Annotated in this window: 10 protein-coding genes; all 10 read left to right on the forward strand. The window is 53.1% G+C overall.

The genetic code is table 11. From position 1 onward, the window contains the following. Positions 1-699 precede the first annotated feature (699 nt). Genes ilvE through DEH07_03435 form a run of 10 tightly spaced genes read left to right on the forward strand, consistent with a single transcriptional unit; the run spans position 700 to position 12,465 of the window. The gene (ilvE, locus tag DEH07_03390; protein ID HBY03584.1) at positions 700-1,581 is read left to right on the forward strand and encodes a branched-chain-amino-acid transaminase; all 882 of its coding nucleotides are present in this window, start codon (positions 700-702) and stop codon (positions 1,579-1,581) included. A 14-nt stretch (positions 1,582-1,595) separates the two neighbouring features. Beyond that, a complete protein-coding gene (gene ilvD / locus DEH07_03395) occupies positions 1,596-3,251 on the forward strand; it encodes a dihydroxy-acid dehydratase (GenBank protein ID HBY03585.1) in 1,656 nt (551 codons plus the stop codon). A 45-nt stretch (positions 3,252-3,296) separates the two neighbouring features. Next, complete coding sequence (gene ilvB / locus DEH07_03400) at positions 3,297-4,961, forward strand: biosynthetic-type acetolactate synthase large subunit (GenBank protein HBY03586.1); 1,665 nt, start codon at positions 3,297-3,299, stop codon at positions 4,959-4,961. A gap of 15 nt (positions 4,962-4,976) precedes the next feature. Continuing rightward, entirely contained in the window at positions 4,977-5,498 is a 522-nt protein-coding gene (locus DEH07_03405; protein ID HBY03587.1) for an acetolactate synthase small subunit, read from the forward strand. 20 nt (positions 5,499-5,518) lie between these two features. Further along, complete coding sequence (ilvB, locus tag DEH07_03410; protein ID HBY03588.1) at positions 5,519-7,204, forward strand: biosynthetic-type acetolactate synthase large subunit; 1,686 nt, start codon at positions 5,519-5,521, stop codon at positions 7,202-7,204. Continuing rightward, complete coding sequence (leuC, locus tag DEH07_03415; GenBank protein ID HBY03589.1) at positions 7,201-8,466, forward strand: 3-isopropylmalate dehydratase large subunit; 1,266 nt, start codon at positions 7,201-7,203, stop codon at positions 8,464-8,466. Before ilvB (DEH07_03410) ends, leuC begins: the two co-directional genes overlap by 4 nt. After that, positions 8,463-8,957 carry a 3-isopropylmalate dehydratase small subunit gene (gene leuD, locus DEH07_03420; protein ID HBY03590.1) on the forward strand — a complete coding sequence of 165 codons (495 nt, stop codon included), beginning with the start codon at positions 8,463-8,465 and terminating at the stop codon, positions 8,955-8,957. Before leuC ends, leuD begins: the two co-directional genes overlap by 4 nt. A gap of 2 nt (positions 8,958-8,959) precedes the next feature. Next, the gene (gene leuB / locus DEH07_03425) at positions 8,960-10,036 is read left to right on the forward strand and encodes a 3-isopropylmalate dehydrogenase (GenBank protein ID HBY03591.1); all 1,077 of its coding nucleotides are present in this window, start codon (positions 8,960-8,962) and stop codon (positions 10,034-10,036) included. Positions 10,037-10,061: 25 nt separating this feature from the next. Next, a complete protein-coding gene (locus tag DEH07_03430; protein HBY03592.1) occupies positions 10,062-11,660 on the forward strand; it encodes a citramalate synthase in 1,599 nt (532 codons plus the stop codon). After that, positions 11,644-12,465 carry a TIGR00159 family protein gene (locus DEH07_03435; GenBank protein ID HBY03593.1) on the forward strand — a complete coding sequence of 274 codons (822 nt, stop codon included), beginning with the start codon at positions 11,644-11,646 and terminating at the stop codon, positions 12,463-12,465. The genes DEH07_03430 and DEH07_03435 overlap by 17 nt, the downstream gene beginning before the upstream one ends. Positions 12,466-12,488 lie beyond the last annotated feature (23 nt).

The following is a 12,488-nucleotide window of genomic DNA, read 5'->3' on the forward strand; positions in this document are numbered from 1 at the left end:
GATGCCCCTGATCTGTTCAACCTTATCTTCTGTTATTTCAGGCCTTGTCCGATATTCCATACGAATTTCCTTCCACCGCGATTTTCATAATGCAATATTCGACATCGGATGGTTGGAGTTCTGTTTTTTTAAAAATTTTAATCAAAAAAAGCGCGGCATTTATTTCTTTTGATGTTGCGTTTGCCGCGCTTTTATCCTTTTCTCTATTGAATAGGTGATGTTATTTATTTGATAAAGAACATTCTATTTCATGAATGGAAATTAAATAGGACTGTGAATAGTAACCCCATTGCCGCGGGCGGGTATTATGTTTCAAAAAATATTCTTGACACCCCAATGACTTTTTTATATACTGAAATGCAATATTATTGTCGTTAAAAGTAATGAAGGGGAGCAAGTAGCCTGATCCCCGGGCTGCAGAGAGCTGGTGGGCGGTGTAAACCAGCGCCCGGCCGGGTGAAAGGATCGCCCCGGAACTGCCGGCTGAAAGGTGTTCAAGCCGATTAAGCCAAGGACGGATTGGCCGCTGTTAGAAAGGCCGTGTCGTTTGTTAGGCGCAAAAGCAGGCTTTTATTTTTTAAAAATAAAGGCAAGCAGGGTGGTACCGCGCGAGGATTAAACCTCCCGTCCCTGGCAGTTGGCTTTAAACTGCCGGGAACAGGGGGTTTATTATTTTTTATAAAAAATAGAGGTGTTATTATGGGTTTGGTTATTTACCTTGATGGGCAGTACGTTCCGGAAGAAAAAGCACTGGTTTCAGTATTCGATCACGGATTGCTATACGGAGACGGAGTATTTGAAGGTATCCGGGCTTATCACAACAGAGTGTTCAGAATGGATGAGCATATCCTGCGCCTTTACAAATCAGCCCGCGCTATAACCCTCCAGATTCCCTTAACAGAAGACGAGATGAAAGAAATTGTCCTTGAGACCTGCCGGCGCAACGATTTGCGGGATGGATATATCCGTCTGGTTGTTACCAGGGGTCCCGGTGATCTCGGTTTGGACCCGAGGAAATGCCATAAGCCCACGTTACTTTGTATCGCAGCCTCGATCCAGATGTATCCCGAAGAGCTGTATCAACAAGGGCTGGAGCTGATTACAGTGGCTACCAGGAGGAACCTCCCGGAGGCCTGCAATCCTCAGGTGAAGTCTTTAAATTATTTAAATAACATTTGTGCGAAGATTGAAGCCAATCTGGCAGGCGTTCCCGAAGCAATCATGCTCAACCAGCAGGGGTATGTGGCTGAAGCTACAGGAGACAATATATTTATTGTTGACGACGATTCCACCTTAATTACACCCCCTGCATCGGCAGGCGCCCTGGAGGGGGTTACCCGCAACACGGTGATGGAAATAGCGGTCAAAAAGGGAATAAAGGTGGAAGAATGCACGATGACCCGCTACGACATATACAACGCCCGGGAGTGTTTCCTTACCGGCACTGCGGCCGAAGTAATACCGGCTGTTAAGGTCGACGGCAGGCCTATTGGAGAAGGCAAGCCGGGAAAAATGACCTGGGAACTGATTGATGCTTTCCATGAAGTGACTAAAACAGACGGACCGCTGATTTTTAGGTAAAGGAGTAGTTTAAAATGCGCAGCGACATGATTAAAAACGGTCTGGAGAAGGCGCCGCACCGTTCGCTCTTAAATGCCCTCGGCTTTGTCAGTGAGGAGCTTGACCGTCCGATGATCGGTGTGGTCAATTCCTTCAACGAGATTGTGCCCGGACACATGCACCTGAATGAACTTACGGACTGCGTCAAAGCCGGGATCAGGCTTGCCGGCGGAACTCCTGTTGAATTCCCCTGCATAGCTGTATGCGACGGCATCGCCATGAACCACAGCGGAATGAAATATTCCCTGGCCAGCCGCGAACTGATTGCCGATTCAATTGAAGTAATGGCTCAAGCCCACCAGTTTGACGGACTGGTGATGGTTACCGCCTGTGATAAAATAGTCCCCGGAATGCTGATGGCGGCGGCGCGCCTGGACATTCCGTCAATCGTTGTCAGCGGCGGGCCGATGATGGCCGGACGTTATCAGGGGCGGGATATCTCCCTGAGCAATGTTTTTGAAGCCGTAGGCGCCGTCAGGGCGGGGAAAATGACTGACGATGAACTCGCCGAGATAGAAGAATCGGCCTGCCCCGGATGCGGATCCTGCGCCGGGATGTTTACGGCCAACTCAATGAATTGCCTTACCGAAGCTCTCGGCATAGCCCTGCCGGGCAACGGGACCATTCCGGCGGTTTCATCCGCCAGGAGAAGACTGGCCAAGCTGACGGGCATCAGGATAGTTTACCTGGTTAACGAGGATATCCGTCCCTCAATGATCTTAACCGAGCAGGCGTTTGAAAACGGCCTGACGGTTGACATGGCGCTGGGCTGTTCGACAAACACGGTCCTGCACCTTCCGGCTATAGCCCTGGAAGCCGGGATTAAAATCGACCTTAACAAAGTTAACGAGCTTAACAAAAAAACTCCCAACCTGTGCCGTTTAAGCCCGGTAGGCCCTCATTTCATGCAGGACCTCGACGAGGCGGGCGGAATTCCCGCCGTAATGAACGAACTGGCTAAAAAAGGCTTGCTGAGCCTTGACGCCAGGACCGTTTCCGGGACTGTGGGAGAGCAGATTAAAGGAAGACAGGTTTACCGCAGGGATGTTATCCGCAGTGTGGAAGAACCATACAGTCCCGACGGAGGAGTTGCTGTTTTAATGGGGAACCTGGCGCCGCAGGGCGCCGTAGTAAAAAAATCCGGTGTTGACGAGCAGATGCTCAAGCACCAGGGTCCGGCGAAGGTCTTTGATTCGGAAGAAGAAGCCTTCAAGGGCATTACTTCCGGCGCCATCCAAAAGGGAGACGTAGTCGTTATCCGCTATGAAGGTCCCAGGGGCGGGCCGGGAATGCGCGAGATGCTTACCCCTACCGCTACGATTGCAGGAATGGGCCTGGACAGGGACGTTGCCCTGCTGACCGACGGCCGTTTCTCGGGCGCCACCCGGGGGGCCTCAATCGGACACATTGCCCCCGAAGCGTCGCTTGGCGGCCCGCTGGCTATTGTCAGGGACGGGGATATAATTGACATCGACATCCCGGGGGGCAGATTAAACGTTCAGCTGTCCGACGAAGAAATCAAAAACCGCTTTGCCGTCTGGAGCCCGCCTGAGCCAAGGGTAAAAACAGGTTACCTGGCAAAGTACCTGCGCATGGTCGGCCCGGCTTCGGAAGGCGCCGTTGTTAGATAAGCAATGCAAAATTGGAAAGACAAAAGGCCTGGAGGTTTTAGATAAATGAAAAAAACCGGAGCCAATATTTTATTAGAGAGCTTGCGGGAAGTAGGGGTAGACACAATTTTCGGTTATCCCGGAGGCAGTGTTCTGCCCATCTATGACGCCATATTTGATTCCGATATCCGGCACATCCTGACCAGGCATGAACAGGGAGCGGTGCACGCTGCCGACGGGTATGCGAGAGCCAGCGGACGGCCGGGTGTATGCCTGGCAACTTCCGGACCCGGAGCAACCAACCTGGTTACCGGGATTGCGAACGCGTATATGGATTCGGTCCCCATCATAGCCATGACAGGCCAGGTAGTTACTTCCCAGTTGGGCAAGGATTCATTCCAGGAAGCGGATATTGTAGGGATCACACTGCCCATAACCAAACATAGTTATCTGGTTAAGAACGCCCGGGAACTGCCCAAAGTGGTCAAAGAGGCTTTTCACATAGCTACAACGGGCAGGCCCGGGCCGGTACTGATCGATATTCCCCGTGATGTCTCCGCCGCTCTTGTGGAACATGAAGAAACAGGCCCCCTTGACCTGCCGGGATACAGACTGCCGCAGACGCCTCCTCAAAGAAGGCTGGAAGAGGCAGCCAGTGTGATCATGGCCTCCCAACGCCCGGTCATCTATGCCGGAGGAGGGGTGGTCAATTCCGGCGCTTTCATAGAGTTCCAGCAATTTGCCGAAAAGATTATGGCTCCGGTGACGACGACTCTAATGGGGCTTTCCGGATTTCCGGGAAGGCATCCCCTGGCGCTGGGAATGCTGGGTATGCACGGGAGCAAATATGCGAATTACGCCGTCTGCAGCTGTGATCTGCTGATTGCCGTGGGAGTGCGTTTTGACGACAGGGTGACTGGAAAGCTTGAAAAATTTGTCCCGGAAGCAAAAGTAATTCACATTGATATAGACCCGGCTGAAATCGGAAAAAATGTAAAAGTAGACATACCGCTTGTGGGAGACGTTAAAAACTCGCTGGCGGAACTTGTCAAATATTTGGAGGCAAAGCCTTCCGGCGCCTGGCAGGAACAGGTGCAGGACTGGAAAAAGGAATATCCTTTGACTTTTGAAGATACTAAAGAAGGCAGGCTTAAACCTCAGTATGTAATCAGAGAGATCTACCGCGCCGGCCAGGACCGGGCAAAAATAGTTACTGATGTGGGGCAGCACCAGATGTGGTCCGCACATTATTACGACTACACCCGGCCGCGTTCCTTTATCTCTTCCGGAGGGCTCGGAACGATGGGCTTCGGGCTTCCGGCGGCCATCGGAGTTCAGGTTGCCTGCCCGGATGAACTGGTCTTTAACATCGCCGGCGACGGAAGTATCCAGATGAACATACAGGAACTGGCCACTGCGGTTAATAACAATCTTCCTATTAAAATAGCTATTTTAAATAACGGTTACCTGGGAATGGTCAGGCAGTGGCAGGAGCTTTTTTACAACCACAGGTATTCACATACCGAGCTGATCAATCCGGATTTCACCAAGATTGCCGAGGCGTATGGCGCCGTGGGGATGCGGATAGAGAGGCAGGAGGACGTGGCGCCGGCGCTTCAGGAAGCTCTGGCGGTAAAAAAACCCGTCGTGATGGATTTTCTGGTTGAACGTGAAGAAAATGTGCTGCCGATGGTGCCCCCCGGTGAGCCACTGGACAAGATGCTGGGATAAGAGGAGATTATTTAGATGAAACATACGCTTTCTGTTCTGGTTGAGAATCAGCCCGGTGTACTGGCCAGGGTTGCGGGGCTTTTCAGCCGCCGGGGATTTAACATTGACAGCCTGGCTGTGGGGCAGACGGAAAATCCGGCTGTTTCACGGATGACCATAGTAGTCGAGGGCGACGGCCGGATTGTGGAGCAGGTAACCAAGCAGCTTCACAAACTTATCGACGTGATCAAGGTCGGCGACATCACCGCTGAAAAATATGTCGACAGGGAACTGGTCATGGTCAAGGTGAACGCCGATGCCGGCCAGCGCGGTGAAATAATGCTCATCGCGGACATTTTCAGGGCGCGCGTCATTGATTTAGGACGCCGCACGCTTACCCTGGAATGCACCGGCGATGAGGGAAAAATAACTGCATTTGAGGAATCCCTTCGCCCATACGGGATCAAAGAAATGGTCCGGACGGGGAAGGTGGCCATGTTAAGAGGCGCCAGGTTTACCACTGTTGGAAATTCGGGATTAGACCAGGATGACGAATAAAAATTAAGGAGAGTCCTCTATTGGAAATTACTGCTGCCCAGGCCCTGGTTCGCTGCCTGGAAAAAGAAAACATAGAAATCATCTTCGGTATTCCGGGCGCCGCTATAGCCCCGGTATATGACGCCCTGTACAATTCAAAAATCAAACACGTTCTGGTGAGGCACGAGCAGGGAGCGGTTCACGCCGCTGACGGCTATGCCCGGGCGACCGGCAGGGTTGGCGTCTGCATGGCCACTTCCGGGCCCGGGGCCACAAACCTGGTAACCGGGATAGCCAACGCTTACATGGATTCGGTGCCTATTGTCGTAATCACCGGCCAGGTGAATACCGAGCGGGTCGGAACCGACGCGTTCCAGGAAGTGGATACTACAGGGATAACAATTCCGATCACCAAGCATAATTTTTTGCTCAAAGACCCGGCTCAGCTGGGAGAAACGGTCAAAAAAGCTTTTTATATAGCTTCTACCGGCCGGTCCGGGCCGGTGCTGATCGACCTGCCCGGAGACGTCACAAGTTCAAAAATCAAGTTTAAGTACCCCGAAACGGTTAAGCTGCGCGGTTACAAGCCGACCTACCGGGGTCACCCGAATATGATTAAAGAGGCTGCAAGGCTGATCGGCGAAGCCCGGCGGCCGGTCATTTACGCTGGAGGAGGAATTCTCAGTTCCTCAGCCTTCGGTGAATTGAAACAGCTCGCCGAAACAATCGACGCGCCCGTAACCAACACCTTTATGGGCCTGTCGAGTTTTCCGGGAGATCACCCGCTTTTCCTGGGTATGTTGGGACTGCACGGCACACGCTACGCAAATATGGCAATTACAGAATGCGACCTGCTGATTGCCCTGGGGGCGCGTTTTGACGACCGCGTCACAGGCAGAATTTCCGCCTTTGCGCCAGACGCAAAGATAATTCATATTGATATCGACCCTGCTGAAATAGGGAAAAACGTAAAGATCAACATTCCCGTCGTAGGCGACGTTAAGCAAGTCTTGCAGTCACTGCTGACTCAGGTCAAGAAGACTGAGCGTCCGGAATGGCATAAACGGATCCAGGAACTCAAAGAGGCTTATCAGATGCGCTACAGCCGTGAGGGGGGGTTGAAACCCCAGTTTATTGTCGAGCGGCTCAATGCGGAAACAGGCGGGGATTCCCTGGTGGTTACCGACGTGGGCCAGCACCAGATGTGGGTTGCGCAGTATTACCGGTTTAACAAACCACGCATGCTGATTTCTTCCGGCGGTCTGGGCACAATGGGTTTCGGGCTTCCCGCAGCAGCAGGCGCCCAGTTGGGCATCCCGGGGCAGCAGGTCGTTCTGATTACGGGAGACGGCAGTTTTCAGATGACCATCCAGGAACTGGCCACAGTCAAAGAACAGAATCTGCCCTTAAAAATATTTATCCTGAACAATCAGAGACTGGGTATGGTCCGTCAGTTCCAGCAGGTTTATTATGAAGGAAGGTACATGGCGGTGGATTTTCTTTTCCATCCCGATTTCGAAGTTCTGGCCCGGGCATATGGAATCGACGGCTTTACCATCCGCAGCGAGGAGGACGCCGTCCGCATGCTGCCCGGGATTTTAAAGTCACCCGGCCCCGCCCTGGTGAACTGCCTGGTTTACCCCGAGGAAAACGTTATACCGATGGTCCCGGCCGGGAAAGGTATTGATGAAGCAATTGAATTTGCCGAGGGAGAGAGTAAGCTATGAGCATGACAATTACGGAAAAAATTCTGGCCGCTCACGCGCAAAAGGAAAAGGTGAGCCCGGGAGAACTGATCAACGTCCGGATTGACCTGGCGCTGGGCAACGATATTACGGCCCCGCTGGCCATCCAGGAGTTTGAAAAAATCGGCCTGCCCGGTGTTTTTGACCCGGACAGGGTCATCCTCGTGCCGGACCACTTTGTGCCCAACAAGGACATCAAGTCTGCCGAACAGGCCAAGATGCTGAGGGAGTTTTCCTCCCGCCAGAAGCTGACCTACTACTTTGAAGCCGGCAGGATGGGGATAGAACACTGCCTGCTTCCGGAGCAAGGGCTGGTCGGGCCGGGAGACGTGGTTATCGGGGCCGATTCGCACACCTGTACATACGGCGCCCTGGGGGCTTTCTCAACAGGCGTGGGCAGTACCGATCTGGCGGCGGCTATGGCTTCGGGGGAGATCTGGCTGAAAGTTCCGGAATCAATCAAGCTGATCTATAACGGCGAACTGCCCCCCTGGGTCAGCGGCAAAGACCTGATCCTGCTCGCCATCGGCGATCTCGGCGTTGACGGCGCCGCCTACCAGGCGCTGGAATTTACCGGCCCCGTAATCGACAGGCTGTCCATGGACAGCAGGTTTACCGCGGCAAACATGGCTATTGAGGCGGGGGCCAAGAACGGCATCTTCCCCCCGGATGAGATAACACGACAGTATGTAGAAGGGCGCGCAAAAAGGCCTTATACTTTTTACAGCAGCGACCCGGACGCCGGGTATAAAGGGACGCGCGAGTACGACGTCAGCGGAATGGAGCCGCTGGTAGCCTTCCCCCACCTGCCTGAAAAAGTTCACCCGGTCAGCCAGGCGGGCCATATCAAGATCGACCAGGTCGTCATCGGCTCCTGCACAAACGGGCGTCTGGAAGACCTGCGTCTGGCGGCAGGCCTGATCAAGGGGAAGAAAGTGCACCCGGAAGTAAGGCTGATTGTCATACCCGGCACGCAGAAGATTTACCTGCAGTCGCTGAGGGAAGGCCTGATTGAGGATTTCGTGGAAGCCGGGGCGGTTTTCAGCACGCCGACCTGCGGACCCTGCTTAGGAGGCCATATGGGCATCCTGGCCAAAGGGGAGCGCTGCCTGGCGACTACAAACCGCAACTTTGTGGGCAGGATGGGCGATCGCGAGAGCGAGGTTTACTTATGCAACCCCGCGGTTGCGGCTGCATCCGCGATAGCCGGATATATCGTTGGGCCCAAGGAGGTTAGCAAATGAAATTTCAAGGGAAAACATGGAGGTTCGGCGACGATATTGACACTGACGCAATCATCCCGGCTCGTTATTTAAATACTTCCGACCCCGCCGAACTTGCTCAGCACTGTATGGAGGACGCTGATCCGCAGTTTTCTTCCAAAGTCGGCAAAGGAGATATTATCGTAGCCGGCAAAAATTTCGGCAGCGGCAGTTCACGTGAACACGCCCCCCTGGCAATCAAAACTTCCGGGGTCAGCTGTGTGATTGCGAGCTCTTATGCCCGGATTTTTTACCGGAACGCTTTTAACATAGGACTGCTTATTCTCGAATCACCGGACGCCGCCGGCGATATACGGCAGGGAGACCTTGTGGAGGTGGACACCGACCAGGGCGTTATCAAAAACCTGACCAGTTCAAAGGAATACAAGTTCATCCCCATACCGCCTTTCATGCAGCAGATTATTGCCGCCGGCGGACTGATCAATTACCTGAAGTTAAGGAAGGAGCAATAATGGTGTACAAAATAGCTGTTTTACCCGGAGACGGAATAGGGCCGGAGATTACCGTTCAGGCTATCAAGGTCCTCAAAGCCGCGGGTCGGCGCTTCGGGCTGGAATTTGATCTTCATGAAGCATATATTGGAGGGGCCGCCTATGATGCCACAGGCCATCCCCTGCCGCCGGAAACACTGGAACTCTGCAAGAGCAGCGACGCAATTTTACTGGGCGCCATAGGAGGGCCGAAGTGGGATGACCTGCCCGTGAGCCTGCGCCCGGAAGCGGGGGCGCTGCTCCCTTTGCGCAAAGCTTTAAACGCCTATGCCAATCTGCGCCCGGCAATGATTTTTCCGGCCCTTGCAGACGCTTCCACATTAAAGCGTGAAGTAGTCGAAGGATTGGACCTCCTGGTGGTCAGGGAACTTACCGGAGGAATCTATTTTGGTGAAAAGAAGCGGGAATCCATCCCGGGCGGTGAACGGGCTACGGATACTCTGGTCTACACAACCGGGGAAATTGAGCGGATAGCCAGGAAAGGCTACGAGATGGCCAGGCAGCGGAGAAAGAAACTTACTTCGGTCGATAAGGCCAACGTTTTAGAAAGCTCGCGCCTGTGGCGCGATGTAATCAACAGGCTGGCGCCCGAGTATCCGGACGTTGAGACCAGCCATATACTGGTAGATAACTGCGCCATGCAGCTGGTTCGTTTCCCGACCCAGTTCGACGTGCTGCTGACCGAAAACATGTTTGGCGATATTTTAAGCGACCTGGCGGCGCAGCTGACCGGCTCGCTGGGTATGCTGCCCTCGGCCAGTGTGGGGGACGGTGTAGGCCTTTTCGAACCAAGCCACGGTTCGGCGCCCAAATATACCGGTTTGAATGTGATCAACCCCATTGCCACCATCCTGTCGGGCGCGATGCTGCTTCGTTTTTCGCTTGGCCAACTGGAAGCGGCCAGGGCTATTGACGATGCGGTGAGCGCTGTACTGGCAAAAGGTTACCGGACACGCGACATTATGGAGGAAGGCCGCCAAAGGGTTTCTACGGAAGAAATGGGCGATCTCGTTGCCGCCCAGGTTGAAAAACCAAATTAAAAAGGGCCAGAAGGAAAGATAAAAGATGCCGGCAGTAGAAATATATGATACCACTCTGCGTGACGGCGCGCAGGGGGAGGGTATTTCATTTTCAATTGAAGATAAAATCAAGATAGCCCTCAGGCTGGATAAGATGGGGTTTCACTATATTGAGGGCGGCTGGCCGGGCTCGAACCCGAAAGACGCGGGCTTTTTTAACCAGATTGGCGATTATGGACTGAAGCAGGCCAGGATTGCCGCCTTCGGCTCGACGCGGCGCCCGAAAACCGAAACCGCCGCTGATGAAAACATCCGGAGTATAATCAAGTCCCGGACTTCCGTCGCGACGATTTTCGGCAAAACATGGGACTTTCACGTGACGCACGCCTTGCAGACGACGCCGAAAGAAAACCTGCTGATGATCAGGGAGTCAATTGCCTATATGAAGGGTAAAGGGATCAAGGTTTTCTACGACGCCGAACATTTCTTTGACGGCTTCAAAGCGAACCCCGCCTATGCCCGGGCTACCCTTGACGCTGCCGTTGAAGGCGGCGCGGACGCGCTTGTGTTCTGCGACACTAACGGCGGGAGCCTGCCGCACGAGATTGCGGAAATTATCGGCGGGCTGCGCTTAAAATACACTGTGCCTTTCGGAATCCACTGCCATAATGACGGGGAACTTGCCGTGGCCAATACGCTTGCCGCCGTACAGGCAGGTGTCACGCATGTTCAGGGCACGGTCAACGGCTATGGCGAGCGCTGCGGGAACGCCAACCTGTGTTCAATAATACCAAATCTGGCCTTAAAATACGGCGTTCAAACCATTCCGCAGGAGAGGCTGTCCAAATTGACCGCCTTATCCAGGTATGTAAGCGAGATAGCCAACATGCACCCGGCAGTGAACCAGCCGTTCGTCGGAGTGAGCGCATTTGCCCACAAAGGGGGCATTCATGTCAGCGCTATTTTAAAGGACTACCGTACATACGAGCATATCGACCCGGAACTAGTTGGCAATAAAAGGCGCGTCCTGGTTTCGGAGCTAAGCGGCCTGTCCAATATTTTATATAAATACAAGGAATTAAAGCTGGACCACACGCCGGAAGGCGCCCAAACCATACCGGACAAACAAATTCTGGAACAGATTAAGGAACTGGAGAACCAGGGCTTTCAGTTTGAAGGGGCGGAAGGGTCTTTAGAGCTTATGCTGCGCAAGGTGTATCACAATTACGAGGAGCCTTTCAGACTGGAAAACCTGCGCATAATCATTGAACTTAAAGAAAACAGCCCTGTTTATTCAGAGGCGGTGATCAAACTTACTGTCGGCGACCGGGTTGTCCATACCGCGGCGGAAGGCAATGGCCCGGTTAACGCTCTGGACAATGCCCTGCGCAAGGCGCTGGAGGAATTCTTTCCCGATATCCGGAAGATACAGCTTAACGATTACAAGGTCAGGGTACTGGACGAAACAGAAGGAACCGGGGGAGTTGTGCGGGTTCTGATTGAAACAGGCGACGGCCAGCATTCCTGGAATACGGTGGGTGTATCCGCGAATATAATCGAAGCCAGCTGGCAGGCCCTGGTGGACAGCATTGCATATGGTCTTCTGAAGATAAAGGGGAGCACGGATATTGCTGGAACAGATTAAAAACATCAAGCCGGATATATTTAATATCACCAACGTAATTGATGTTTTAATCATTGTAATAGTCCTGTATTGGCTGGTCCTTCTGATTAAAGGGACAAGGGCCGTCCAGCTGATCAAGGGTCTGATCGTTCTTTTTATAGCAACACAAATCAGCGACTGGCTGAAACTTTACGCTGTCCACTCGCTGCTTTATCAGGTAAATATGGCCCTTTTGGTTGCCCTGCCGGTTGTTTTTCAGCCTGAACTCAGGCGGGCTCTGGAAAAATTAGGTGGAGGCGAACTTTTTACCACCTCTTTTCCCTTCCTCAGCGAACATGACCGGAACAAGGCGGTGACGGAAATTGTCCGGGCGGCTCAGGTTATGTCCCGGGAGAGAAAAGGCGCCCTTATCGTTCTGGAAAGAAATACCGGACTGGAAGAGTATATTGATAAAGGCATAAAGATTGAAGGCATTCTGTCCGCCGAACTTTTGCTGAATATCTTTACACCAAAGTCCCCCCTTCATGACGGCGCCGTGATTATCAGAGGCAGCCGTATTGCCGCGGCATCCTGCGTTCTTCCGTTGACTGAAAACAATGACGGAGTTTTTAAGGAACTGGGGACCAGGCACAGAGCGGGAATTGGTATTTCCGAGGTGTCCGACGCGCTTGCAGTCATTGTCTCTGAGGAGACCGGGAGCGTTTCCCTGGCTGTGGAAGGGTTGCTGGCCAGGGAACTGAAAGAAAGCGACCTGATCAACAGGCTGACGGGTGTCCTGCAGCCGAAGCCGGTTCGTTCACTTGCTTCATTTTGGCGGCGGAAGTAATTTTTTTAAAGGCTTAAAACGCT

Source organism: Desulfotomaculum sp. (assembly GCA_003513005.1).
Classification (GTDB): domain Bacteria; phylum Bacillota; class Desulfotomaculia; order Desulfotomaculales; family Nap2-2B; genus 46-80.